This window comes from Arthrobacter sp. Sr33, assembly GCF_054511195.1.
Window position 1 is genome coordinate 95593 of sequence record NZ_JBTNDD010000011.1, and the last position, 24682, is coordinate 120274.

Annotated in this window: 22 protein-coding genes and 2 tRNA genes; 10 read left to right on the forward strand and 14 right to left on the reverse strand. The window is 65.6% G+C overall.

Annotated features, from left to right (window positions below):
* Positions 1-4: 4 nt before the first annotated feature.
* On the forward strand, positions 5-1540 hold the full coding sequence (locus ACX80T_RS14315; RefSeq protein WP_019483006.1) for an aromatic amino acid lyase: 1536 nt from the start codon (positions 5-7) through the stop codon (positions 1538-1540).
* On the opposite strand, the gene ACX80T_RS14320 is transcribed toward ACX80T_RS14315, so the two are convergent.
* Positions 1485-2504, reverse strand: coding sequence for a LacI family DNA-binding transcriptional regulator (locus ACX80T_RS14320; RefSeq protein ID WP_019483007.1), 1020 nt, complete (start codon positions 2502-2504; stop codon positions 1485-1487). The genes ACX80T_RS14315 and ACX80T_RS14320 overlap by 56 nt on opposite strands.
* Before the next feature lie 166 nt (positions 2505-2670).
* On the opposite strand from ACX80T_RS14320, the gene ACX80T_RS14325 reads away from it, so the two are divergent.
* Positions 2671-3564: an amidohydrolase family protein gene (locus ACX80T_RS14325; RefSeq protein ID WP_019483008.1), complete on the forward strand. Its 894-nt coding sequence runs from the start codon at positions 2671-2673 to the stop codon at positions 3562-3564.
* Entirely contained in the window at positions 3561-4148 is a 588-nt protein-coding gene (locus ACX80T_RS14330; protein WP_459304758.1) for a cysteine dioxygenase, read from the forward strand. Before ACX80T_RS14325 ends, ACX80T_RS14330 begins: the two co-directional genes overlap by 4 nt.
* A gap of 19 nt (positions 4149-4167) precedes the next feature.
* On the opposite strand, the gene ACX80T_RS14335 is transcribed toward ACX80T_RS14330, so the two are convergent.
* The gene (locus ACX80T_RS14335; protein WP_459304759.1) at positions 4168-5634 is read right to left on the reverse strand and encodes an aromatic amino acid lyase; all 1467 of its coding nucleotides are present in this window, start codon (positions 5632-5634) and stop codon (positions 4168-4170) included.
* Positions 5635-5775: 141 nt separating this feature from the next.
* Between ACX80T_RS14335 and ACX80T_RS14340 the strand changes: the two genes are divergently transcribed.
* The 5 genes from ACX80T_RS14340 to ACX80T_RS14360 all read left to right on the forward strand — a co-directional run bounded on the left by ACX80T_RS14340 (position 5776) and on the right by ACX80T_RS14360 (position 10276).
* Positions 5776-6837 carry an ABC transporter ATP-binding protein gene (locus ACX80T_RS14340; protein ID WP_459304760.1) on the forward strand — a complete coding sequence of 354 codons (1062 nt, stop codon included), beginning with the start codon at positions 5776-5778 and terminating at the stop codon, positions 6835-6837.
* Positions 6834-7481 carry an ABC transporter permease gene (locus tag ACX80T_RS14345; protein WP_019483012.1) on the forward strand — a complete coding sequence of 216 codons (648 nt, stop codon included), beginning with the start codon at positions 6834-6836 and terminating at the stop codon, positions 7479-7481. Before ACX80T_RS14340 ends, ACX80T_RS14345 begins: the two co-directional genes overlap by 4 nt.
* On the forward strand, positions 7481-8206 hold the full coding sequence (locus tag ACX80T_RS14350) for an ABC transporter permease (protein ID WP_459304762.1): 726 nt from the start codon (positions 7481-7483) through the stop codon (positions 8204-8206). Before ACX80T_RS14345 ends, ACX80T_RS14350 begins: the two co-directional genes overlap by 1 nt.
* A gap of 31 nt (positions 8207-8237) precedes the next feature.
* The gene (locus ACX80T_RS14355; protein ID WP_019483014.1) at positions 8238-9173 is read left to right on the forward strand and encodes an ABC transporter substrate-binding protein; all 936 of its coding nucleotides are present in this window, start codon (positions 8238-8240) and stop codon (positions 9171-9173) included.
* Positions 9174-9259: 86 nt separating this feature from the next.
* Complete coding sequence (locus ACX80T_RS14360; RefSeq protein WP_024476105.1) at positions 9260-10276, forward strand: YeiH family protein; 1017 nt, start codon at positions 9260-9262, stop codon at positions 10274-10276.
* Positions 10277-10422: 146 nt separating this feature from the next.
* Here ACX80T_RS14360 and ACX80T_RS14365 read toward each other — a convergent pair whose 3' ends face one another.
* The 6 genes from ACX80T_RS14365 to leuC form a co-directional block, all read right to left on the reverse strand.
* Positions 10423-11586: a D-alanine--D-alanine ligase family protein gene (locus tag ACX80T_RS14365; protein WP_459304763.1), complete on the reverse strand. Its 1164-nt coding sequence runs from the start codon at positions 11584-11586 to the stop codon at positions 10423-10425.
* A gap of 2 nt (positions 11587-11588) precedes the next feature.
* The gene (locus tag ACX80T_RS14370; protein WP_459304764.1) at positions 11589-12614 is read right to left on the reverse strand and encodes an NAD(P)H-dependent glycerol-3-phosphate dehydrogenase; all 1026 of its coding nucleotides are present in this window, start codon (positions 12612-12614) and stop codon (positions 11589-11591) included.
* Entirely contained in the window at positions 12611-13369 is a 759-nt protein-coding gene (locus ACX80T_RS14375) for a lysophospholipid acyltransferase family protein (RefSeq protein ID WP_019483018.1), read from the reverse strand. Before ACX80T_RS14375 ends, ACX80T_RS14370 begins: the two co-directional genes overlap by 4 nt.
* A gap of 17 nt (positions 13370-13386) precedes the next feature.
* Entirely contained in the window at positions 13387-14814 is a 1428-nt protein-coding gene (gene murA / locus ACX80T_RS14380; protein ID WP_024476102.1) for a UDP-N-acetylglucosamine 1-carboxyvinyltransferase, read from the reverse strand.
* 205 nt (positions 14815-15019) lie between these two features.
* A complete protein-coding gene (gene leuD / locus ACX80T_RS14385) occupies positions 15020-15619 on the reverse strand; it encodes a 3-isopropylmalate dehydratase small subunit (RefSeq protein WP_024476101.1) in 600 nt (199 codons plus the stop codon).
* A 9-nt stretch (positions 15620-15628) separates the two neighbouring features.
* Positions 15629-17107, reverse strand: coding sequence for a 3-isopropylmalate dehydratase large subunit (leuC, locus tag ACX80T_RS14390; protein ID WP_459304765.1), 1479 nt, complete (start codon positions 17105-17107; stop codon positions 15629-15631).
* A gap of 121 nt (positions 17108-17228) precedes the next feature.
* On the opposite strand from leuC, the gene ACX80T_RS14395 reads away from it, so the two are divergent.
* Together ACX80T_RS14395 and ACX80T_RS14400 are read left to right on the forward strand one after the other, a co-directional pair.
* Positions 17229-17948 carry an IclR family transcriptional regulator gene (locus ACX80T_RS14395; RefSeq protein WP_024476100.1) on the forward strand — a complete coding sequence of 240 codons (720 nt, stop codon included), beginning with the start codon at positions 17229-17231 and terminating at the stop codon, positions 17946-17948.
* 70 nt (positions 17949-18018) lie between these two features.
* Positions 18019-18549 (forward strand): DUF1697 domain-containing protein, encoded by a 531-nt coding sequence (locus tag ACX80T_RS14400; RefSeq protein ID WP_024476099.1) that lies wholly within the window; start codon positions 18019-18021, stop codon positions 18547-18549.
* Between the two features lie 27 nt (positions 18550-18576).
* Here ACX80T_RS14400 and ACX80T_RS14405 read toward each other — a convergent pair whose 3' ends face one another.
* The 6 genes from ACX80T_RS14405 to gltX all read right to left on the reverse strand — a co-directional run bounded on the left by ACX80T_RS14405 (position 18577) and on the right by gltX (position 24645).
* On the reverse strand, positions 18577-20220 hold the full coding sequence (locus ACX80T_RS14405; protein WP_459304766.1) for a GTPase family protein: 1644 nt from the start codon (positions 20218-20220) through the stop codon (positions 18577-18579).
* Complete coding sequence (locus ACX80T_RS14410; RefSeq protein ID WP_459304767.1) at positions 20217-22028, reverse strand: dynamin family protein; 1812 nt, start codon at positions 22026-22028, stop codon at positions 20217-20219. The genes ACX80T_RS14405 and ACX80T_RS14410 overlap by 4 nt, the downstream gene beginning before the upstream one ends.
* 84 nt (positions 22029-22112) lie before the next feature.
* Positions 22113-22185: transfer RNA gene (locus tag ACX80T_RS14415), tRNA-Glu, on the reverse strand.
* Between the two features lie 87 nt (positions 22186-22272).
* Positions 22273-22344, reverse strand: a tRNA-Gln gene (locus ACX80T_RS14420).
* 70 nt (positions 22345-22414) lie between these two features.
* A complete protein-coding gene (locus ACX80T_RS14425; protein ID WP_019483026.1) occupies positions 22415-23134 on the reverse strand; it encodes an HAD family hydrolase in 720 nt (239 codons plus the stop codon).
* 2 nt (positions 23135-23136) lie between these two features.
* A complete protein-coding gene (gene gltX, locus ACX80T_RS14430) occupies positions 23137-24645 on the reverse strand; it encodes a glutamate--tRNA ligase (RefSeq protein ID WP_024476095.1) in 1509 nt (502 codons plus the stop codon).
* Positions 24646-24682 lie beyond the last annotated feature (37 nt).

The window sequence follows — 24682 nt, forward strand, 5'->3', positions numbered from 1 at the left end:
CATCATGCATCTCCCGCATACCAACGCCGCCCACTTCCCGGTGCTGCGGCTCGCCAACCCCGAAGAGCTCGACGCCGTAGCCATCGCCGAAGTTGCCGCTGGCAGGCCCCTCCGACTCGAGCAACAACTGCTGGACCGGGTCTCACTGCGCCGACGGGAGGTGCTTGAGCTGCTGACCGACGGCGATCCTGTCTACGGGGTCAACACCGGAATGGGCGCAGCCAGCGAGGTGCGCCTCGACCACATCGCCCAGTCCCGGCACCAAAACAACCTCATGCTTGGCCGCGCCGTCGGGTCGTCACCCTGGCTGACTGACCCGGAAACCCGAGCTGTCCTGGCAGTGCGGCTCCGCACCTTCCTCGCCGGGGACGCCGGGGTATCGGAGCACCTTTGCGTCCGGCTGGTCGAACTCCTGACCGCAGACATGCTCCCTGCCATCCCCCGCACCCGGATCGGCGCTGCCGGTGAGATCATTCCCCTCGCCCACCTGGGTGGGGCGCTCACCGGATCGGGGGAATTCCTGGTAAACGGTGCGGCCGTTGACGCCGTCGACGTGCTGTCGGCCGCCGGAATGAAGCCGTACTCGTTGGGGACCAAGGAAGGTGTGGCGTTGATTCAGGGGATACCCGTCACCACTGCCCTCGCCATCCTTCGAGCGAACGACGCCCGGCTGCTCGCCGCGCAGGCTGTAGCCCTCACCGCCGCCGAGGTCTGCCTGGTCGGGGCCAGCCGCGACCCCTTCGACCCGGCGCTGGCCCGCGCCGACGTCGAGCTCGGCACCGTACTGGCCGCTATCCGTCAGCTCACCGGCGTCGACCCGCACCCCCGTACCCTGCAATCGCCGCTCTCCTTCAGGGTGCTCGGGGCGGCGGTGGCTCAACTGCTGCGGTCCATCGCCGCGGTGGAGGCGTCTGTTGAGCGGGCGTTGAACGGTGTCACCGATTCGCCGGCCTATCTGGACGGGCGGTTCATCGGGACGGCCGGGTTCGACGGGTTTGATCTTGCCGCGGCACTGGACGGGCTGAGGCTGTCAATGATTCACGTCGCCGAGACGTCTGCGGCGCGTGTGCACCGCCTCCTGGACGAGAAGTTCACCGGACTTCCGCGGCAGCTCTCCGGGCAGCCCGGCCTGCACGCAGGAATGGTGGTTGTGCACAAACGGACGGTCGGCGTCGTCCACGAACTGGTGGCGGCCGCCCGGCCCTCGAGCCTGGGGGCCATCGAAACGTCCTTCGGCCAGGAGGATGTCCAAAGTTTCTCGTCCGAGGCGGCGGAGGCATGCTGCCACGCTGCCACCGGGCTGCGCGACGTGCTTGCCTGTGAATTGCTGACCGTCATCCAGGGGGTGAGACTGTCCGAACGTCCGTTGGCCGCCGTCGACCCCCGCCTAAGAACTTTGGTGGGGGACGCCTCGGAGCTGCTGCCCGCCGGCACCGACGACCGTGCGTTCGGCAAGGACATCACCGTGCTGAACGATCTGTTGGCTAGCGGCTGGGGGCGTTGGGTCGCGACGGACGGGTTGTCGATGCCCGGGCGATAAAGACCGGCCTGAACATCATCTGGCCGCCGGCAGTTCCGGTGCCCTCGGGCGAGGTCAGGGCGCCGACTGCGGCGTCGACAATAGCTTGCTCGTCCCAGCCGAAGGTGGTTAATTCGGGGCTGACCAGCGACGCTAGCTCGCTGTCATCGAAGCCGAGAATCGACAGGTCGCCCGGCACCGACAGGCCGAGGTCCCGGGCGGCGCGGTAGGCGCCGAAAGCGATCGAATCGCCGAGGCAGAACAGGGCGGTGGGCCGGTGGTCCCCCACCAGCAGCTGGGCAGCGGCCTGCGCGGCGCCGTGGACCGACGACGGCGACGACGACACGGTGACCGTCAGGCCCATCGAATCCCCGAGACTTTGCGCCAGCAGTTCGGCGGGCCGGCCCGGAGTGGACGGCAGGGTGGGTGCGAGCAGGCCGACTGAGCGATGCCCCAGATCGGCGAGGTGCTGCAGCGCGGTGCCCACGCCGTATTCGTTGTCGAAGAGGACACTTTCCGATTCAGGGCGGGCCGTGAGCGCGTCCCCGATCGATACGATGCGGGTTTGGCTGGGGACATCGGCCCAGTAGCTCGCCGACGGATCCACCGGCAGCGCGATCACCCCGTCGACGCGCTGCGCCGCCAGGGAGCGGAGCACTTCCTCTTCGCGCTGGGGCGAGCCGTCGACGTCGGCAATGATTGACGACAGCTCCTGCGCCCTGAGGGCCTCGGACAGCATCACGGCCAGCCCCTGACGCCACAGGTCGCGGAGTGATCCGACGATGGCGACGTTGCCGCTGCGCCCGCTCGCGAGAGCCCGGGCAATGGGATCGGCCGAATAGCCGAACTCCTCGGCAATGGCACGCACCCGCGCCTGCGTGGCCTCAGAGCCCCGCAAGCCACGCAGCGCATAGGACGTCGCGGCCTTCGACAATCCGGCGGCGTCGGCGATGTCCTGGAGTGTTTTGCGTTGGGCCCCGGTCATCAGACCAGCATACGTGCGACCCGGCCCGCGGTGCCCCGGGCGTTCTCCCCGGGGTTCGGTTGACAAAGGCTCGTGTGAACCGGTTCAATGAATGATGTGAACCGGTTCACTTCTTCAGTGTGCTGAGCAATTCACACCTCATTCGATCATTCCGCGAAAGGGCATCATGCGCACCGATTGCCACCAGCACCTGTGGCCGACTGCGTTCGTCGATGCACTCCGCAACCGCACCCAGACCCCCCGACTGAACGGCTGGGAGCTGCTCATCGACGGCGAGGCACCCTACGCCGTCGACCCCCTCGCCCATGACACCGACGTCCGCCGGACCCGCGAAACCCGGGAGGGGAAGGACCAGGTGCTGCTGTCGCTCTCAAGCCCCCTGGGCATCGAGCACCTACCCTTCGACGAAGCACGTGAGCTGATCGATATCTGGCACAGGTCGGCACTCGAATTGGGCGACCCGTTCCTGGTCTGGGCTGCGACGCCGGTGAGCGAGTTCGACCTCGACGGCCTGGCCCAGATTCTGGATCATGACCGGGTGGTGGGGCTGCAGCTGCCCGCCACCGCGCTGGCCGACCCTGACGCAATCCGCCGGATGCGGCCGGTCCTCGACGTGGTGCAGGCGGCCGACAAGCCGCTCCTGATCCATCCCGGGCCGGCCCCGGTCACCGCCGGAACCCCGTCCTGGTGGCCAGCCCTGGTGCCGTATGTTGCCCAGTTGCACGCCTCCTGGCTGGCCTGGCACGCGGTGGGCCGCGCCCAGCACCCCACACTCCGGGTCGCCTTCGTGGCCCTGGCCGGGCTCGCGCCACTGCACCACGAACGTCTCGCTGCGCGCGGCGGCACGTTTGGCGCCGTCGACCCGCTGGTCTATTACGAAACTTCCTCCTACGACACCCGGGCGATTGATGCGACCATCCGGGTGGTCGGCGTCGACCCGATCATTCACGGCTCCGACCGGCCCTACGCCGAGCCACGCGACCCGGGCCTCGGGCATGCCTTCACCCACGCGCTTTTTTCCGCCAACCCTCAGCATCTCCTGAAAGGAACTCCACGATGACCACTGCACCTCCCCAGGGCCTCGCCCTCACTGAATCAGACGTTCCTGCCCTGCCCGGGCGCACCCTCAGCCAGAAGGAACTGCAGGACTGGGTCACCACCCTCGCTGCCCGCCCCGAGCTGTGGGAACACCACATCAACCACGAGGGCGGCGAACGCCACTATGCCTCCGTGTACCGGGACTCCAACATCGACGTCTGGCTGCTGTGCTGGAATACCCAGGACGACACCGGCTGGCACGATCACGACATCTCCTCCGGCGCCGTCGTCGTCACCCAGGGAGCCGTCACTGAAGCCAACCCGCGGATGAATGGCGAACCCGTCCGGCGCGTTGTGGAGGCCGGCAGGTCCTTCTCCTTCGGGCCTGACCACGTGCACCGGATGGGCGGGTCCGTGGACGGGTCCGTCTCCATCCACGCCTACTCCCCGCCGCTGTGGCGGATGGGGCAGTACGCGATCGGCCGCAACGGGGTGATCCGCCGCATGTCGGTGAGCTACGCCGATGAGCTGCGGCCCATGGACGACGAAAGCGTCATTGAGAAGTACAAGCAGCTCCAGTCAGTCACCGACGAACTGGGGCGCTAGGGTTCGATCGCTTCCTGCCCTAGAACCCGGCGAGGCCCGGCAGTAGCGCCTGCGCTGCGGCCAGGTCCTCCCCCAGCGGCCGGTCCTCCTGGCTCGGGTCCAGCCCTGCCGCAAGATAGTCAAACGCGGCCCGCGCCGGAGCGGTCCCGAGCCGCTGGGGTGCCATCCGCAGCGCCCTGACCGCAGCAACTGCTTCGAGCGCGACGACGACGGGAGCCTCCGCAGCGAACTGGCGCAGCAGGCGAGCGCCCTGCGTGGCGAAACCGGCGTGCTCCTCAAGGCCCAGCGAGACGTTGATCCCCGGCCCGTTCACCGGCGTCGCCGCGGTACGCAGGATCGACAGCACATCCTGGGCGACGTACTCGGCAATCATGAGGCCAGAACTTCCCCGGGGACCCGTCGAGAGGAAAGACGGGAGACTGCTCAGCTCCGGTCGGAACAGGTGGGACAGCCTGGCCGCGGACAGTGAAATCACCGGGTAGACAGCCGTTCGGGTGCTGTCCAGCGCCGCCGCCAGCATGGCCAGATGGAATTGGCCGTGATGGAACAGGCCGTCGGTGGTCAGCAGCGGGTTCTCCGCCGCACCGTTCAGCTCGGTTTCCAGGATGGAGCGCAACCGCTGGAGGGCATCGAGCGCCGGGGCGTGCACCTGGGGCAACGCCCTGAGGGCGAAAGGATCCTGCAGCCTGGCCGGCGCGGCCGGCGTATCGGGCCCGGTCAGGCGCCGCATCGCCGCCGCCACCGCCACCTGGTGCGGGTGCACCCTCGCCCGGTGAACCGCCTCGGCATACGGTTCGTCTGAGCCCTCCAGCGCCAGCATGGTCAGCGACGCCACCACCAGCGCACTCTTCATCAGCTGCTCCATGGCAACGGCACCCTGCGTCGCTGTGGCGAGGGTCAGTGCGCTGGAGCTCATGAACGGCAGCGAATCGGTGTCCTCGAACTGCACCGGGGCGATTCCCCCCAGCCGCCACGGCCGGTCCCCACTCAGGGTCAGTGCCAGCTCAGCCATGGCCGCCAGATCCCCGGTGCCGAGGCCGCCCAGACTGTGAATGGTGGCGACCGATCCATTGTCGAGGGCTTGCAGCAACCCCTTCACGACACCGGGACTGATACCGGACCCGCCGGCGAGGAACTGGTTGAGCCGGATTGCCATGGCAGCACGAACCGTGGTCTCCGCATCGACCCGACCAGCCCCCGCACAGTGGCTCAGCAACAGGCGCCGCGCATGAGCTGCCCGCCGCTCAGACGGCGACCGGCCCGGCTCCACATTCAGGGCGCGATTTGCGCCGACGCCGGTATTGGCGCCATATACCCGCCCCGATTCGCGGGCCTGAACCAATTGTTCTTGGGACCGCTGCAGGCCGTCGATAATGCCGTCGGGAACCTTTACCCGGGAGGAACCAGTTGAAATAGTAATAAGATCGTCAAGTGTCAGCGAGGCGCCGTCCAGCACCACCCGGTCGATGTTGTCCTCGGAAGTCATGGGTGAACCGTCGTCCTTTATCTATCGATATGTAAGTCTTCTCACATATCGGGGTGACTGTCTATTCATTCGCTGAAACTATGAATCAACTTATTCACTGCCTGCTACTGAGGCTGGTGCCAAGGAAACTGGAGAGCCACCGTGATTACGTTCGACAAGGTAAGCAAGACTTTTCCGGATGGCACCCTCGCCGTCGACAACCTGAACTTTGAATTGCCCACCGGCAAGATCACCGTCTTCGTTGGCCCCTCCGGCTGTGGCAAAACCACCTCACTGCGCATGATCAACCGCATGATCGAGCCGACCGGCGGCCGCATCCTGATCGATGGTCAGGACGTCACCCAGCAGGACGCGGCCCTGCTGCGTCGGTCCATCGGGTACGTCATCCAGCATGCGGGTCTCTTCCCGCACCGCACAGTGATCGAAAATGTCATGACCGTGCCCAATCTGATCGGCACCGACAAGAAGAAGTCGCGGGCCACTGCCATGGAACTGCTGCTTCGGGTGGGGCTCACCGAGAGTATGGCCAACAAATACCCGGTACAGCTCTCGGGCGGTCAGGAACAGCGCGTGGGAGTTGCTCGCGCCCTTGCCGCCGATCCCCCCGTGATGCTGATGGACGAACCCTTCAGCGCCGTCGACCCCATTGTCCGTGCCGGCCTGCAGACCGAATTCCTGCGGCTGCAGGGCGAGCTGGGCAAAACGATTGCGTTCGTGACGCACGACATCGACGAGGCCATCAAGCTCGGTGACATGGTCGCCGTCTTCAGGGAAGGCGGGCATCTTGCCCAGTACGCCGCCCCGCAGGAGCTGCTGGAAAACCCGGCCAACGACTTCGTGGCCGATTTCGTGGGCCGGGACCGCGGCTTCCGCAGCCTGTCCTTCGACTCCTCCGAGGTGCTCGAGCTGGACCCCGTGGATTCGGTACGGGTGGGCAATGAAGTGCTGGTCCTCGACGACGCCGGGCGCCCCCTTGGCTGGGCCGGCCCGGGAATCGCCGACGAAAACTCGCCCCTCTCGGTCGCTGGCACCTTCACCGCCGAGGATTCCCTGCGGGTGGTGACCGACCTGGCGATCAGCTCTCCCGTCGGCATCGCGGTCCGGGTCAACGCATCGGGTGTGGCCGACGGCGTCATCCGGCATCCGAGCCTGGTCCGCCAACTGGATGAACGACGTCGGCTGCGCGCGGGGACCACCGCATGATCGACTACATTTCAGGCAACCGGGAGATCATCTGGACCGCCTTCCAGGAGCACCTGTATCTGGCGTTGATCCCCGTCATCCTGGCGGTCTTCATCTCGCTGCCGCTGGGGTATCTGGCGGTCCGCTACAAGAAGCTCTACTACCCGCTGGTCAACATCAGCAGCATTCTCTACGCAATCCCTTCGCTGGCCCTGTTTCTCCTGTTGCCACCGATTATCGGTACCGGCGTCCTGTCCCCCCTGAACATCATCATCGCGCTCACCGTCTACAGCGTTGCGCTCATGGTCAGGGTGGTGGCCGACGGCCTGAACTCGGTTGATCCGGCCATCACCCAGGCCGCCACCGCCATGGGTTACCGCCGGGTCAAGCGCCTCCTACGGGTGGAACTGCCGATCGCCCTGCCGGTCATGCTGGCCGGACTCCGGGTTGCGACGGTTGCGAACGTGAGCATCGTCAGCGTTGGTGCGCTCATCGGCGTCGGCGGGCTGGGTGCCCTGTTCCTCCGCGGGCTGCAGCTCGATTACCTGGCACCGATCTGGGTGGGAATCATCCTGTCAGTGCTGCTGGCGGCCACCTGCGACATCATCATTGTGCTGGTTCAACGACGATTCACGCCCTGGGTGCGTGCGGGAGGACGAGCCTGATGGACTACCTCGAATATCTGCTGGATCCCGAGCACTGGGATCTCGCCATGAACGGGAACATCCCGTCACTCGTCGTCGAACACCTCTATTACACGGTCCTGACGCTCGTCATTGCCGCACTGATCGCCATCCCGGTGGGGCTGTACATCGGCCACACGGGCAGGTTCTCGTTTGTGGCGATCAACGCGGGGAACGCCGGCCGGTCACTGCCGACCCTGGGCCTGATCATCCTGCTGGTGACGGTGATCGGCTTCGGGCTGCTGCCGGTGGTAATTGCCCTGGTGATCCTCGCCATCCCGCCCATCCTCACATCAACCTACGCGGGCCTCCGGGCGATCAACCCCGCGTCGGTGGACGCCGCGAAGGGGATGGGCATGCGGCCCATCCAGATCCTGTTCCGGGTCGAAATTCCGATGGCGTTGCCGCTGATCCTCAGCGGTCTGCGCAGCGCCACCCTGCAGGTAGTCTCGACCGCCACCGTCGCCTCCTATGTTGGCCTCGGCGGATTGGGCAGGCTACTGGTTGACGGTCTGGCACTGAATCAGTACGACCGGGTGATTGCCGGCGCCGTCGTCGTCGCCCTGTTGGCCATCATCCTGGACCTGATCGCTTCCGGTCTGCAGCGGCTGATGGTATCCCCCGGCGTATCCGGGCGCGCACTGACCCGATCCTCCAACGAACCCGTGACCACCCCCGCGGAGACGTCACCAGCGCCTGCGGGATAAGCTTGTAAAACCTGACCGAAAGGCACGACCCATGATTAAGAAACGCTCAACCAAACTGATGAGTAGCGTTGCGCTCTTCGGAGCAGCGGCCCTCGCTCTGTCCGCTTGTGGCGGCGATCCGCTTGAGTCCGACGCCGGCGGAGAGTCAGTTGACGCAGAGACCATCGCAATTGGCTCAGCAAACTTCCCCGAAAGCGAACTCCTCGCCGAGATGTACGCGCAGGTGCTGGAAGCCGAAGGCATCGAGGTGGAGCGCAGCTTCAACATCGGTGCACGCGACCTGTATCTGGCGGCGCTCGAGGACGGGTCCATCGACCTGCTCCCCGAGTACAACGGTGCACTGTACTCATCCCTCGTGGAGGGTGGCGCCCCCGAGGGTGTGACCAGCCCCGAAGAAGTGTACGACGCCATGGTTGAGGTGCTGCCCGAGGGCATCATCGCACTGGAACAGTCCGAGGCCGAGGACAAGGACACCCTTGCGGTTCTCCCGGAGACCGCCGAGGAGCTCGGCCTGGAAACGATGGACGATCTGACCGACATTGCTGGTGAGCTCACGCTCGCAGCCGGTCCCGAATTTGTCGAGCGCTACCAGGGGCTGATCGGCCTTGAAGAGGTTTACGGCATCGTGTTCGCCGAGTTCCGTCCCCTGGACGCCGGTGGACCGCTGACCCGCGAAGCACTTTTGAGCGGCGAAATTGATGTAGCCAACATCTTCAGCACCGACTCGACGATTGAGACCGAGTCTCTGGTGGTCCTGGAGGACACCCAGAACCTGTTCCTGTCCCAGAACATCGTGCCGATCGTGCGCGAGGCCAAGGTGACCGATGCGGTAACTGAATCGCTCAACGCGGTGTCGGCTGCCCTCACCACCGAGAACCTTACCGAGTACCTCGCACGGGTTCAGGTCGACAAGGAGTCCAGCGCGACTGTCGCCACGGCCTTCCTTGAAGAGTACGACCTGCTGTAGGTAGCGATTGCCCATCCCGGCTTCGGCCGGGATGGGCCTTGCTCTTCCTGTCAGCCCTTTCACCCGAGCGCCCTGAAAGTAAACCAGTGACCACACAGCGCTCGGCCGCCACCGCGGCAGTCATCAACCTGCTCCCCGGAGTATTGGTTATGGCCGCCGCCGTCGCCCTCTCCCTCTTCATTGCCAGCCTCCAGGGCTTCATCGGCGCCCTGGTGGTTGCCCTCGCCCTCGGCCTGCTGGTCCGCAACACCGGGCTGTTCCACCCGCGGATCCGGCCCGGCATTCAACGGGCCACCAAACGGTTTCTGCGGCTCGGCGTCGTCGTTCTGGGTCTGCAACTCTCCCTTCCCGAGATCCTGAGCCTCGGGTTCCCCGTTCTCGCCCTGATCATTGCGTCGGTGTTTATCAGCTTCCTGTTCACGCGGTACATCGGTGAACGGCTGGGACTCAGCCGGGCCGCGTCGACCCTGATGGCGGCCGGGTTCTCCATTTGTGGCGCGTCTGCGATCGCTGGCATGCAGAGCATTGTGAACGCCGACGACGACGAAGTGGCCAGCGCCATCGCCATGGTCACCCTGTATGGGTCGGCCGTGATCCTGGGGCTGCCACTCATCAGCAACCTGCTGGGGCTCTCCCCTGAAACGTTTGGTATCTGGTCCGGGCTCGCCGTCCACGAGGTGGCCCAGGTGGTGGCGACCGCCAGCACTGCGGGGGCTGTGGCGCTCGCCGTCGCGACCGTGGTGAAACTTGGCCGGGTGGTGCTGCTGGCTCCCGTCGCTGCGTTTGTCTCCATCGGTATCCGGCGGGCCGAGGGCGCCCAGCCGTCAGTTCCGGGGCGGGTGGCACCGATCGTGCCGTTGTTCGTGGTCGGATTCCTGGCCCTGGTGCTCCTGCGCTCCACCGGGGTGGTCCCCGAGCCCGTTCTGGACGCCGCCTCCCTGACGGCCACCCTGCTGCTGGCCGCCGCGATGTTTGGCCTCGGCACCGGGATCGACATCCCACACCTGGCACGCACCGGCGGGAAAAACCTTGCGCTGGGCGGCATCTCGACCGTGTTCCTTGGCGGCATCACCCTCGCCGGCGCAGTACTCGTCACCGCCTAGGTTCTGGTCTGGTCTGTTCCTGGGTCCCACCTCGGCCTTCGTGAGGAACCTGAACATCGGAGGCCAAGATTCCCTCACCGATGTCTAGGTTGACCTGACCTGTCCGGGTTGCTCACCATATCGACGGCGGCGCGAGCTGCACTGACCTAGCGGAGGCCCGTCTTGCGACTCAGGGCCAACTCGATCAGCTCGTCGATCAGCTCCGTATAGGTGAGACCGGACTTGGCCCACATCTGCGGATACATGCTGATCGGCGTGAAGCCCGGCATGGTGTTGATCTCGTTGATGATCAGACCGCCGGACGGGGTGTAGAAGAAGTCGACCCGGGACAAACCCTCTGCACCGACGGCGTCGAAGGCTGCGGCGGCAAGCGCCCGGACCTGCTCGCTGGCGGCTGGCGGCAGGTCGGCCGGGCAGCTCAGTTCGGCGGCGGCGCCGTCGACGTATTTGGCTTCGAAGTCGTACCAGTCGTGCTCCCCCGGCTGGACAGCGATTTCCCCGGGCAGCGACGTCCGCGGTTCGTTGGTGCCGCGACCCTGCAGCACAGCAACCTCGATTTCCCGACCGATGATGCCCGCCTCCACGAGCACCTTGGGATCGAACTCCCGGGCAGCCTCGATGGCGGCGGCAAGATCAGATTCCGAAGCGACCCGCGTGATCCCCATCGAGGATCCGGCGCGGGCAGGCTTGACGAAGGAGGGGAACCCCAGGGCCGCCGCTCGCCCGAGGCACCCGTCGCGGTCGTTGGCCCACTGGCGGTCAGTGATGACCTCATAGGGTCCCACCGTCAGGCCGGCGGCGGCGAAAACCACCTTCATGTAGTGCTTGTCCATGCCCACAGCAGAGGCCAGCACACCGGCGCCCACATAGCGGATGTCGGCCATTTCGAGCAGGCCCTGCAGCGTGCCGTCCTCACCGAATGGGCCGTGCAGCAGGGGCACGACGACGTCGATCCCGCCGAGGCTGCGCGGCATCTGTTCGGCGGCGGTCACCATCAGCTCAGTGGATGCAAGGTTCTGGCCAGCCCCTGACGCTGCCAGGACCAGGGACTCGTCAGAGGTGGGGACCTCGGGAAGCGTTGCTGAACGAAGGGACCACTGGGACGGGTCACCCGACACCTGAACCCACTGGCCGTTCTTGGCGATCCCTACCGGAATGATCTCGTACTTGTCCCGGTCGATCGCGTCGAGCACGCCGGCCGCGGTGATGCAGCTGACCGCGTGTTCACTGGATCGCCCACCGAAGAGGACGAGCACCCGCGGCCGTCGCGTCGGATCAAGACGGGCGGTTTCAGGGGGAACAACAGTCACAGTCAGCCTTCGGATTTCAGTTCGCGGGACAGTAGACGCGCCCCCAGGTCATGGACGGAGACGGTGCCCTGAAGTACCGCCACCACGTTCTCGGTGATGGGCATATCGACTCCCAGTTGGCCCGCAAGATCAAGGACGGCCTGAGCCGATTTGATGCCCTCGGCCGTCTGGTTCATCTTCCCGGTGACCTCGTCGAGGGTCAGTCCGTGGCCCAGCAACCGGCCAGCAGTGTGGTTACGGGACAACGGCGAGGAGCAGGTGGCGATCAGGTCGCCCATCCCGGCGAGGCCGGCCATCGTCTCAGCTTCCCCACCCAGAGCCACAGCGAGCCTGGTGGTTTCCGCGAGTCCACGGGTAATCACTGAAGCCTTGGTGTTATCGCCCATCTGCTTGCCTTCGCAGATTCCGACGGCGAGGGCAATCACGTTCTTGACGATCCCGCCGATCTCCACGCCAACCACATCGGGGTTGGTGTAGGGCCTGAAGTATCTGGCGGTGCAGGCAGCGGCAATCCACGCGGCCACTTGCTCATCCGGACAAGCCACCACCGATGCGGTGGGTTCCTGACGCGCGATTTCCAGCGCCAGGTTAGGCCCCGAAACGACGGCAATGCGCTCAGCTGGCATCTCCAGTTCGGCAGCAATGACCTGGCTCATGCGGGCATCGGAGCCCACCTCGAGTCCCTTCATCAGCGAGACCACCACCGCGTCGTCACGCAGGAGGTGTTTCCACGCCTGGAGCTGGGGCCTCAGCGACTGGGCGGGAACGGCGACGGCGACCAGTTCAGCGCCGTCGAGCACCTCGGCAATGTCGGTGGAACAGGTGATGTTCTCGGGCAGCACCGTGTCGGCAAGATACCTGCTGTTGCGCCGGGTCGTGTTGATCTCCTCGGCCACGTCCTCGCGGCGGGCCCACAGACGCACCTGCGTACCGTGTGGGGCACCGGCGTCGGCCAGGATCTTCGCGAAGGTGGTCCCCCAACTGCCGGCGCCCAGGACGGCGACGACGGCTGGCGGTGTCCGGGTCACGAGTTCTCCTCAGGCTTGCTCTCGAAATTCCTGCCGGTGCTTTTTTGGTGTTTGTCCGCCGGGTTCCAGCGTTCGGTGGGCGGTGCTTCCTGACGCAATTCGGCGACCAGCGCGGTCAGCGCGTCGAGAATCCGCTCGGTTCCGGTGTCCAGCACCGTCTTGGTGATGGGCTTGCCCATCAGGTCGGAGAAGTCGACCGGGTCGCCGACCACCACCCGGGAGGTCTTCCGGGGAAAGAGGTAGAAGCGTTTGGCGTACCGGGGAAACACCTCGTGGGCTCCCCAGTGGGCAAGCGGGACGATCGGAGCGCCGGTCTGCAATGCGAGCCGCGCGGCGCCGGTCCGGCCCTTCATGGGCCACATGTCGGGATCCCTCGTCAGGGTGCCCTCCGGGTACACCACAATTCCACCGCCGGAGCTGATTGCTTCACGCGCTGCCTCAAGCGATCTGTTGGCGCCGGCAGTGGTCCGATCCACCGGCACCTGCCCGGTAGCACGGAGGATCCAGCCCATGACCGGCACCTTGAACAGCGACGCCTTGGCAAGGAAATGCGGTGTCACCTTCTGATTGAACAGAAAATGTCCGATCACCACCGGGTCAATCTCGGTGATGTGGTTGGGGCACACAATGAACCCGGTGTCCCGCGGCAGTTTCTCCGCACCCGACCACTCCTTCGACATCAACGTGTTCATGATGGGACGCACGGTGACGGAGAGCACGGCGAACGTGGCGCGGGACCTTCTGGATTCAGTCATAAACGAGTGCCGCGAGCCTAGCGGCCGCCCTCCACCGATGCCACAGCAGCGTCGGTCACAGCGGCGTCGGTCACAGGAGCGTCGGTCGCAGCAGCTTCCGATTCAGCAGTATCTGATTCAGCAGTATCTGAGGAGATATCGAAATCGGCTCCCAGGCCTTCAAGCTTGTCCTGAAAACGTTCGTAGCCGCGGTTGATCAGCTCGATGCCGGTCACCCGTGACGTGCCCTTCGCCGCGAGGGCGGCGATGAGGTGGCTGAAGCCCCCGCGCAGGTCGGGGATATCAATGTCCGCGCCATGCAACTGCGCCGGACCGGAAATGACCGCCGAGTGGAGGAAGTTCCGCTGCCCAAACCGGCACGGGACGCTACCCAGGCATTCGCGGTGTACCTGGATGTTGGCACCCATCCGGATCAGCGCATCGGTGAAGCCGAAACGGTTCTCGTAGACGGTCTCGTGAACAATCGACACGCCCTCCGCCTGGGTGAGGGCGACGACGAGCGGCTGCTGCCAGTCGGTCATGAACCCGGGGTGCACATCGGTTTCCAGGACCAGCGGGGACAGCTTTCCGCCGGGATGGTAAAAACGGATGCCGTCGTCGTCGACGTCGAACGCTCCACCGATCTTTCGGTAGGTATTCAGAAAGGCGGTCAGATCGAGCTGACGCGCACCCTCAACATAGATGTCACCCTGGGTGACCAGCGCTGCTGATGCCCAGGATGCGGTTTCGTTGCGGTCGGAAATGGCCTTGTGGTTGAAGCCACTCAGCTCGCTGACGCCCTCGATGCGAATGGTGCGGTCAGTCTGCACCGTGATGATCGCGCCCATTTTCTGGAGGACAGCGATCAGGTCCATGATTTCGGGTTCGACGGCGGCACCCTTGAGTTCGGTGATGCCCTCGGCCCGGGTAGCGGTCAGCAGTACCTGCTCGGTGGCACCGACGCTCGGGTACGGCAGTTCGAGCTTCGCGCCGTGCAGACCCTTGGGCGCCGAAATGGAGATGCCACCGGGACGCTTGTCCACGACGGCGCCGAAGTTGCGCAGCACCTGCATGTGGTAGTCGATCGGGCGGTCGCCGATTTTGCAGCCGCCCAGGTCGGGGATGAAGGCTTCCCCGATGCTGTGCATCAGGGGGCCGCAGAAGAGGATGGGGATGCGTGAGTCGCCGGCGTGGGCGTCGATGTCCTTGGACTGGGCCATCTTCGCGCCCTTGGGGTCCATGCTCAGGTCACCGGTGACGGGGTCCTTGGTGACCTCAACGCCGTGGAGCTTCAAAAGGCTGGTGACAACCTCGACGTCCTTGATCTCAGGGACATTCCGCAGGACCGAGGGAGCATTACCCAGCAGGGTCGCCACCATCGCTTTGGGCACCAGGTTTTTGGCTCCACGAACGGAGACCTTGCCGGTCAGAGGGACTCCACCACGAATGGTCAGCACGCTTCCCATGAACACCTATTTTCTTCGATTTGCACACAACAGAGATTGCCCCCAAAGCAGCAATTGCCTCCCGCTAAGCATAGGAGCATGTCTAGGAAGACTGAAATAGACTCCCCGGGGCTACTGTCGAAAACTATCGATCTGCCCCATTCATTCCCCGCCGTTCCGCAGGAAAGCACCGCCGCCGATGACCTTGCTCACCGTCGGGCGTGGCTCAGGTGCGCACGGGGAGGGTCTTGGGCTTCCACGCCGGGCGGGAGGCCTCATATTTGGTGATGGTTTCCTCGTGGGTCAACGTCAGACCGATGTCGTCGAGGCCCTCCAGCAACCGCCAGCGGGTGTAATCATCGATCTGGAACGGAGCCGTCACGCTGCCGCAGCTGACGGTGCGTTCCTCCAGGTTGACGGTGACCTCGGTGCCGGGATGATTCTCGAGGACCTTCCAGATCAACTCAATGTCATCCTGGGCCAGCTGCGCCGCGACCAGACCCTGTTTGCCAGAGTTGCCGCGGAAAATGTCGGCGAACCGGGACGCCAGCACGGCCTTGAACCCGTAGTCCTTCAGCGCCCAGACCGCGTGTTCACGAGAGGAGCCGGTACCGAAATCCGGCCCCGCGACAAGGACCGAACCGGCGCTGAACGGAGCCTGGTTGAGGATGAAGTTCGGGTCCTTCCGCCACTCGGCGAACAGGGCGTCCTCGAACCCGGTCCTCGTGATGCGCTTCAGGTACACCGCCGGGATGATCTGGTCGGTGTCGATATTGCTCTGGCGCAGCGGCACGCCGATTCCGGTGTGGGTGATGATCTTTTCCATGGGAAGCTCCTAGGCGGCGTTCGCGGCTGAGGCAACGACGTCGTCGTGCTGGCCTGTTGTGGCGGGCGGCAATGGCTCGAGATCGGACGGCGAGCTGAGGGTGCCGCGGACCGCGGTGGCGGCGGCGACTACCGGGGACACCAAGTGGGTGCGGCCACCCTTGCCCTGCCGGCCCTCGAAGTTGCGGTTCGACGTCGATGCGCACCGCTCCCCCGGCGCCAGCTGGTCCGGGTTCATGCCCAGACACATTGAGCAGCCAGCGAAACGCCATTCCGCGCCGAAGTCCTTGAACACCTGGTCCAGGCCCTCGGCCTCGGCATCGAGGCGAACCCGGGCCGACCCGGGAACCACCATCATGCGGATGTTCGGGTCCTTGACCCGGCCGCGGATGATGTCGGCGGCAATCCGCAGGTCCTCGATCCGGCTGTTGGTGCAGGAGCCAAGGAACACGGTGTCCACCCTGATGTCCTTCATGGGGGTGCCGGCGTCCAGTGCCATGTACTCGAGGGCACGTTCGCAGGCCGCCTTGTCGTTCTCGTCGGCGAAATCGTCAGGGGACGGCACGGCCTGCGACAGTGAGACGCCCTGGCCGGGGTTGGTACCCCAGGTGACGAAGGGCTCCAGCTCATCGGCGTCGAGGAACACTTCGGCATCGAACACGGCGTCGTCGTCGGTACGCAGCGTCCTCCAGTTCTCGACGGCGGCATCCCAGTCCTCGCCCTGCGGTGCGTGGGGCTTGTCTTTCAGGTACTCAAAGGTGGTGTCGTCCGGGGCGACCATGCCGGCACGTGCGCCTGCCTCGATGGACATGTTGCAGATGGTCATCCGCGCTTCCATGGACAGCGCACGGATGGCAGAGCCACGGTATTCGAGCACATAGCCCTGCCCGCCGCCGGTGCCGATCTTGGCGATGACCGCAAGGATGATGTCCTTGGAGGTCACACCGGGCTTCAGGGTGCCCTCGACCGTGATGGCCATGGTCTTGAACGGCTTGAGCGACAGGGTCTGGGTGGCCATCACGTGCTCCACCTCTGAGGTGCCGATGCCGAGCGCCAGGGCACCAAACGCCCCGTGGGTGGAGGTGTGCGAATCGCCGCAGACCACCGTCAGGCCCGGCTGGGTGAGGCCCAGCTGCGGGCCGATGATGTGGACGATGCCCTGTTCGGCGTCGCCCAGTGAATGCAGGCGCACCCCAAACTCTTTGCAGTTCGCGCGGAGGGTGTCGATCTGGGTACGGCTGGTGAGGTCAGCGATCGGCTTGTCGATGTCCCAGGTGGGGGTGTTGTGATCCTCGGTGGCAATGGTGAGGTCCGGCCGGCGCAGCGGGCGACCCGCCAACCGCAGCCCCTCGAAGGCCTGCGGAGAGGTGACTTCATGGACCAGGTGGAGATCGATATAGAGCAGGTCCGGCTGGGATTCGGCACCCTGCACCTCGCCCTTGCGCACAACGTGTGCGTCCCAGACCTTCTCTGCGAGCGTGTTGCCCATGACCGGTTTCCCTTCGGAGCTCTTCTACTGACGTCTCGGACGGATGCATCCCAAAAAAGTTACATCCCAGACAGTTGCCCAGACAGTTGCATCTCAAATGCTGAGACGGCAATATCATCCTATGGACAATATTAGCGGTGTAGGTGTGATAGACAAAGCGGCGACCGTGCTCGACGCCCTCGAAGCGGGTCCCACCACCCTGGCGCAGCTCGTGGCGGCAACCGGGCTGGCCCGTCCCACTGTGCATCGCCTGGCCCAGGCCCTGGTTCATCACCGGCTGGTCAGCCGCGACATTCAGGGCCGCTTTGTGCTCGGCAGCCGCCTGGTTGAACTGGCTGCCGCTGCCGGTGAGGACCGGCTGATTGCATCGGCGTCCCCCGTCCTGCTGCACCTGCGGGACGCGACCGGTGAGAGCGCGCAGCTGTTCCGTCGGCAGGGCGAGTGGCGTGTTTGCGTGGCGTCGGCAGAACGCCCGATCGGTCTCCGCGACACCATCCCGGTGGGCACCCAGCTCTCCATGAAAGCTGGCTCCGCGGCCCAATGCCTGCTGGCCTGGGAAGACCACGACCGCCTCCTCAAAGGATTACAGGAAGCCCGGTTCACCCCGACGGTACTGGCCGGAGTACGACGTCGGGGCTGGGCCCAGAGCCTCGGCGAACGGGAGGCGGGGGTTGCCTCGGTTTCGGCGCCGGTCAGGGGACCATCGGGACGGGTGATCGCGGCGGTGTCCATCTCGGGACCAATGGAGCGGCTGACCCGTCAGCCCGGACGCATCCACGCTCAAGTGGTCCTCAACGCTGCCCAGCAGCTCACCCACGCCGTCGGCAAAACCGCCGACTGATCGCCTCGAAGCCCGCACCTCGATAGGGTGTGGCTATGGCTGTTGGTGTGGCATGACTGAGGGTGTGGCTATGACTGAATATGCAATCTTCCTCCGTGGGGTCAACGTCGGCGGAATTATCCTCAAAATGGCTGACCTGCGCGCCGCCGTCGAGACACTCAACGTCAGCAGGGTGACAACACTCCTGGCGTCAGGCAACGTCACCTGTACCACCGATCTGGCAGCTGATGAGCTCAAGGAGTCGGTTGAGAGGCTGCTGCGCGTTACCTTCGGGTATGACGCATGGGTGGTGATCATCGAGGCCGGCAGGCTGCGCGAGTTGGTGGAGGCCTGTCCTTTTCCCGCCGACGACCCCGCTAACCACATCTATCTCACCCTGTGCTCGGATCCGACTGCGCTCGCCGATCTCGTGGAAGCGAGCGCAGGACTTGAGCCGGGCCTGACAGTGCTGGGTCCCGAGGCCGCCGCCTGGTGGGCGCCGCGTGGTGGAACCCTTGAGTCTCCACTGAGCAAGCTGACCGCCAAGCCGCGGTTTAAGAACTCGACCACCACCCGGAATCTAAGGACCCTGCAGAAGGTACTTGCGGCCTTCAACGCTTAGCCCGGTCAGGTTTAGCCGGGTCCAGTCCTAGCCCCGGCCGCGAGCTGCTGTGACAGCCTTCCGGAACCCGTTGTACCTGGTGATCTCGGCCTCGACCGGAGCCACCACGTCCCGCGCGGCGACCTGGGCCACCGCGGCGTGGAGCCGCCGTCGTGCGCGGCGTCCCCGCGAACCAGCCGACACCTTGGCTGCAACAGCAGAGAGCAACGACACCGCGATTCCCAGTACCGCTCCCCCGATCGCCAGCAGCGTGGGCAGCGGGAAGCCCTCAACCATCGGCGTCTCGATTGCTGGGAGCTGCAGGAAGCCCAGTGCGGCGAGCACGCCAAGCCATCCCAGCCCGGCGACAGCCGCAGCGAACAGCAGCCATTGCAGCAGGCCGATCACCGGCCACCACCAGGACCGTGTGCCCCAGCGAAGGTCGGTTTGCGCGATGGCCTGGTCCAGTCCGTCGGCGAGTGATTCGTTCGCCCCCTGGGCTGCACCGCGGATCTGCTCGCGCCAGGGTCCGCTGACCGATTGGGCTGCAGCGTCGGCGTACTCCCGCAGTGCCCCGTCCATGGCGGCACGTTGCGCCGGTCCCGGGGTGGGCAGTGAGGTGCGATTGACTGCTGCGTTGACATCCGACCGGCGCAGGTTCAGGCGACGCAGCGGGTCGGGCCTAAGCTTGCCCAGCCAGCGGGTGACCGGCCACCCCGTCGCGGCGTGGGCGTCCCGCCGGTAGGAACCAACGACCGCATCAACCACCGTCTCGGTGCCGACGGCTCCAGCCAGCCGCTCCACCAGCCGTGACCGTGCCGCTTTGGGCGGCAGGGCGGCGTCGGTCGGTCCAGCGTGCCCGGCCAGCTGCGTGGCAGCCGCCGTGACATCCGCCGTGAGCCGCGCAGTGGCAGCCTGCCGACGTTTTACCGTCTGCCCAATCTCCGTCACGAGCTGGTCCAGTCCGGCGCCGGTGGCAGCCGAGACCGGGTGCACTGCCACAGAGGGGAGTCCCTCGTCGGCCAGGATGCCGCGCAGCGAAGCCGTCACCTGGTCCACGTCATCCCCGATCAGACGATCGGTCTGGTTCAGCGCCACCATGGTGACGGCGCCGTGGGTGGACATGCGTCGGAGGAAGCCGTGGTGCAGGGCGGCGTCGGCGTATTTCTGTGGGTCGACCACCCAGAGCAGGACGTCGACCTGCCCGGCCAGACGCTCCACCACCTCGCGGTGGCTTGCAGCGGTGGAGTCGAAATCTGGGAGGTCCAGCAGGATCAACCCGTCGCCGTCGTCGGCGGAGGTTCGCCCTCCGAAGGCCAGCCGCGAGTGATCGGGCAGTTCGTGCCGCTGGGCCACCTGCAGCCAGTCCAGGAGCGGGCCGCTGCCCTCGGATTTCCAGAGCACGGCGAGGGGTTCGGAGGTGGTGGGTCTGCGTGCGGCTACCCGCGCGACCTCGGTCCCGGTCAGCGCGTTCAGCAGTGAGGACTTGCCACTGCCGGTGGGGCCAAAAATGCCGACGACGGTGTGGGCGGCGGACAAGGAGCGGCGGGTGCTGGCGCGGTCCAGCACCTCGTAGGCGGCCTTCAGGTCCTGCTCGGGGAGGCGCCCCGCGGCCAGCTCCCGTGCGGTATCCAGAGCTTCAAGCTGGTTCTGGACTGCTGACTCGGCCAGCTTGCCCTTGTGCCGGCTCACTGGCCGTGTCCTTCATCCGCGTGGCCTTCGTCGTCGTTCCCACGGTCAGGGGCATCGTCGCTGTTCAGGTCAGGCTTATCCGAACCGCGTGAGTCAAGGTCACGGGCATAGGCCCGCAGGGTGTCGGCCGGGAGCTGCCGGGCTGCCGGCTCCAGCAGTGTGAGGTAGCGCTGCTGCTCGGTGAGAAGGAGCGACTCACACCGGCGCTGCAGGTTGTCGCGGGCAGATTTCGCCAGCCGTCGGACAGCGTCCTCGCCGAAGACTGCTTCGAGGAGTTTCTGCCCGACGACGGCGGAGCCACCTGCCACCCCGATCTCCAGTCCGCTCAACCCTGCGGTGGAGGCGAACACCACCACCATGAGAGCGACTGCTACGCCGTTCACGCCGAAGGACAGCATCCGGGCAGTGAATCGCTTGTTCGCGCCCTCGGAACTGACCAGGTCCAGCAGGTCCTTCTGCCAGGCGCGGATCTCCCGCGCCACGGTGGCCGGGAAGTCGTCGCCGCGTGGCGGTAGCCCGGTGAGCAGTTCCCGGCCGGCGTCGCCGTCCCGCCAGGAATGTTCAGTCTTCTGTGCTGCCTGCGCCGCCTGTTCCACGATGACAGCGTGGAGCCCGGTCTCGATGGCCGTCTCCACGGTCACCGCCCGCGTGGGCCGACCGGTGAGGAACGAGCCCATGGCGTCGCGCACCCGGCCGACCCGCGATTCAAGGCCCCGCATGAACTCCCCCGTGCCGACAAAGTCCTGCCAGCGCGCCAACACCTCACCGCGGAGCAGTGTCCCGTCCTGGGTGGATTCGAGGATCCCCTGGAGTGCGTCGTCGTACGCGCGGGTCGCCGCATCCCGCAGCCGGAGATATTCGGTGTGCTGCTCGTCCTGAGCGTCGGCTGCGTCGTGGACCCGGCCCGCCACAGAGCGGACTGCCCCGTAGAGGGTGCGGCGGGCAATTTCCTGCCGGCCGGTGGCGTCGGCCGCCAGCGCCCGCAGCCACCGGCGGATGGGGTCAACCGCATCTGCCGGGAGCATTCCCGCCGGGTCGAGCGGCAGCTCCGGGATGATGAAGATAGGCGCGTGGCCGAGATCGGCGTTCGCCAGCAACGTGTGCAGGTCGCTGCGGACTTCCTCCTCCACCCCGGCGGGGACCCGGTCCAGGACTACGGCGAGGAGGATGTCGCGTGCCGCAGCATCGGCCAGCAGTTTCCACGGCACAGCATCGGCGTAACGGTTCGCGGTGGTGACGAAGACCCACAGATCAGCCGCTGCGAGGAGCTGGCCGGAAAGCCGCCGGTTCTCGTCGGCGATCGAGTCGAGGTCCGGGGCGTCCAGCAGCGCGAGGCCCAACGGAATCATCGGGTCGGGCCGGAGCAGTAAGGCCCCTGCACCAGCGGCCAGGGTATCGGCGGGCTGTTCGGTCCCGGGTTCGACGGCGCGTACCCGGCTCAGTGTGGGCAGGACCCGTTGGTCCGAGAACCAGTGACCATCGGCCGGGTGATGCAGCAGGACTGGTTGCCGGGTGGTGGGTCGGATGGCCCCGGAGCGGGTGACTGGATGTCCCACGATGGCGTTGACCAGGGTGGACTTTCCGGCTCCGGTGGATCCGCCGACGACGGCCAGCAGCGGGGCGTCAAGGCTGAGTAACCTCGGAAGTACATAGTCCTCGAGCTGGGCCGCGGTTGCCGACGCGTTGAGCTGGGCGCTGTCCGCGCCATGCACCGCCAGAGGAAAGGACAACCCACGCAGCGCCTCCCCTGTCTGGCGTAGCGTCGCCAGAAGCGGCTGGGCATCGGCGGCAGGAAGGGTGTCAGTCACCACCCCATTCTGCCGTACGGCTCAGGGTGCCTGCGGTAGGGCAAAGAAAAACCCCCGGAATCCATAGGATTCCGGGGGTATCTGTGACCCCAGCGGGATTCGAACCCGCGTTACCGCCGTGAGAGGGCAGCGTACTAGGCCGCTATACGATGGGGCCAGTACTGTGTGCTGTCTGGCCTGCGCCAAACGAGCTAGATGATTGTTTCACATCTGATAGATCCGGCCAAATTGTCCGGATCTAACGCTGGGGTACCAGGACTCGAACCTAGAATGTTGGTACCAGAAACCAGTGTGTTGCCAATTACACCATACCCCAATGGCACATACCGGAGCGCTCCTGACGGAGCATCCGGGCCGCGGAAACCGCTCTGCGCCGAGAGATCACTTTACCGGATGTGCGGCAGTAACTGCAAAACGCCCGCCAGTGAGGTGATCCGGCGACCTGTGAAGTCCCCGGTCCCGGCGTCACGCCGGTCCAGCCACACCCCGATCAACCCCGCAGCGTCGGCGCCCTCGGCGTCGACCACCCTGTTGTCTCCCACATAGAGGGTGCGCTCCGGCAGGGTGCCCAGCTGCCGTGCACCTTCCAGGTAGATCGCCGGATCCGGTTTTGCCACGCCAACCGTGTCGATCCCGACGAGGACCTCGAACCGGGACAACCCCGACCGGTTGAGCTTGGCGCGCTGGTAATCGTGCACATTGTTGCTGACCGCCCCGTAGGGGATGCGTCGGCTCTCCAACGCGTCCAGGAGGGGGACGACGTCGTCGTACGGTGCGAAGTGCAGGGGCAGCGTCGCCTCATACGCGGTGTTCCAGTGGCGGGCAGCCTCACCCTCGAGTGGTTCCTCGACGAAGGCAGCCTGCGCATGCCGGACCCGATCCAGCCGCTGCTCGGTGAAGGTCAACTCCCCCGCGAGGAACCGGTCATAGGAGCCCAGCGGGTCGTGGGCGTACAACCGCTTGTACTCGGTCCAGTCCGCGTCGCTGAGATGCGCGAGGGTGTCCGCCCCCACATGGTGGAGGGTCCTTCCCATCGCGGTTTCCAGATCCACCAGGGTGTCGTCGATATCGAACAACACCCCGGCGATGTCCGGGAGGTGCTCCATGATCAGCCGGCCACGCTTCGGAAGGCGGCGATCCGGGCCAGCGAGGATTCCTTGCCGAGAATGACCATCGATTCAAAGAGCGGCGGCGAGATCCGCTTGCCGGAGACGGCTGTCCGGACCGGGCCGAAGGCCAGGCGTGGCTTCATGCCCAGTTCTTCGACCAGGGCCTGACGGAGCGCATCCTGAATGGTCTCGGTGGTCCAGTCGTCGAGCGGCTGCAGCGCGGCCTGCGCTGCGTCGAGGACTTCCCCGAGGTTTGCTGGCAGACCCTTGCGGGCGTCGTCGGCAATCTCGATGCCGGCGTCGGCGGCGAAGAGGAAACCCAGCATGTCCGGGGCTTCGCCAAGGAGAGTGATGCGCTCCTGGATCAGAGGAGCAGCCTCGATCAGGATCTGGCGTTCGCGATCGCTCAGGGTCTCGCCGAGGAAGCCCGCACCCTGAAGGTAGGGAATGATCCGCTGGCGGAAGTCTTCGGCCTCGAGCAGGCGCACGTGGGTGCCGTTGATCGCCTCGGCTTTCTTGAGGTCGAAACGGGCTGGGTTCGCCAGCACGTCGTGGACATCAAACTTCTCCACCAGGGTGTCAACAGTGAAGATGTCCTCATCAGCCGACAGGCTCCAGCCCAGGAGTGAAAGGTAATTGAGCAGGCCTTCGGGGATGAAGCCGCGTTCACGATGCAGGAACAGGTTTGATTCCGGATCGCGCTTGGAAAGTTTCTTGTTGCCCTGACCCATGACATAGGGCAGGTGCCCAAACAGCGGCATGTAACTGGCGACGCCAATGTCGATCAGCGCCCGATACAGGGCAATCTGGCGAGGAGTTGATGAGAGGAGATCCTCGCCCCTGAGCACATGGGTGATGCCCATCAATGCGTCGTCCACCGGGTTGACCAGGGTGTAGAGGGGAGCACCGTTGGCGCGGACCACTGCGAAGTCGGGGATGCTCCCGGCACGGAAGGTGATTTCACCGCGCACCAGGTCGGTGAAGGTGATGTCGTCGTCGGGCATCCGCAGCCGCAACACAGCACCACGGCCCTCACTCCTGAAGGCCTCCTGCTGGTCCTCGGTGAGGGTGCGGTCGTAGTTGTCGTAGCCCAGCTTCACGTCCCGACCCGCTGCCCGGTGGCGTTCCTCAACCTCTTCGGGCGTGGAAAAGGACTCGTAGAGGTGGCCGGCTGCCCGCAGCTTGGCGATGACGTCCTGGTAGAGATCGCTGCGCTGCGACTGCCGGTAAGGGGCGTGGGGTCCACCCACCTCGACACCCTCGTCCCAGTCAATGCCGAGCCACTTCAGGGCATCCAGCAACTGGGTGTAACTTTCCTCGCTGTCGCGGGCCGCGTCAGTGTCCTCGATCCGGAACACCATCGTGCCCCCGGTGTGACGGGCGTACGCCCAGTTGAACAGGGCGGTGCGGATCAGTCCGACGTGCGGGGTTCCAGTGGGTGACGGGCAAAACCGCACACGCACAGGGGTCTGATCGGTGACAAGGGGGATCTCAGCAGCATTAATCATGATGGGTCCAAGTCTACGGGGCGAGGGGCCCGACCCC

Coding starts and splice junctions, on each gene's coding strand:
- ACX80T_RS14315 (WP_019483006.1), top strand. CDS start 5: ATGCATCTCCCGCATACCAACGCCGCCCACTTCCCGGTGCTGCGGCTC.
- ACX80T_RS14320 (WP_019483007.1), bottom strand. CDS start 2,504: ATGACCGGGGCCCAACGCAAAACACTCCAGGACATCGCCGACGCCGCC.
- ACX80T_RS14325 (WP_019483008.1), top strand. CDS start 2,671: ATGCGCACCGATTGCCACCAGCACCTGTGGCCGACTGCGTTCGTCGAT.
- ACX80T_RS14330 (WP_459304758.1), top strand. CDS start 3,561: ATGACCACTGCACCTCCCCAGGGCCTCGCCCTCACTGAATCAGACGTT.
- ACX80T_RS14335 (WP_459304759.1), bottom strand. CDS start 5,634: ATGACTTCCGAGGACAACATCGACCGGGTGGTGCTGGACGGCGCCTCG.
- ACX80T_RS14345 (WP_019483012.1), top strand. CDS start 6,834: ATGATCGACTACATTTCAGGCAACCGGGAGATCATCTGGACCGCCTTC.
- ACX80T_RS14350 (WP_459304762.1), top strand. CDS start 7,481: ATGGACTACCTCGAATATCTGCTGGATCCCGAGCACTGGGATCTCGCC.
- ACX80T_RS14355 (WP_019483014.1), top strand. CDS start 8,238: ATGATTAAGAAACGCTCAACCAAACTGATGAGTAGCGTTGCGCTCTTC.
- ACX80T_RS14375 (WP_019483018.1), bottom strand. CDS start 13,369: ATGACTGAATCCAGAAGGTCCCGCGCCACGTTCGCCGTGCTCTCCGTC.
- murA (WP_024476102.1), bottom strand. CDS start 14,814: ATGGGAAGCGTGCTGACCATTCGTGGTGGAGTCCCTCTGACCGGCAAG.
- leuD (WP_024476101.1), bottom strand. CDS start 15,619: ATGGAAAAGATCATCACCCACACCGGAATCGGCGTGCCGCTGCGCCAG.
- leuC (WP_459304765.1), bottom strand. CDS start 17,107: ATGGGCAACACGCTCGCAGAGAAGGTCTGGGACGCACACGTTGTGCGC.
- ACX80T_RS14395 (WP_024476100.1), top strand. CDS start 17,229: ATGGACAATATTAGCGGTGTAGGTGTGATAGACAAAGCGGCGACCGTG.
- ACX80T_RS14400 (WP_024476099.1), top strand. CDS start 18,019: ATGACTGAATATGCAATCTTCCTCCGTGGGGTCAACGTCGGCGGAATT.
- ACX80T_RS14425 (WP_019483026.1), bottom strand. CDS start 23,134: ATGGAGCACCTCCCGGACATCGCCGGGGTGTTGTTCGATATCGACGAC.
- gltX (WP_024476095.1), bottom strand. CDS start 24,645: ATGATTAATGCTGCTGAGATCCCCCTTGTCACCGATCAGACCCCTGTG.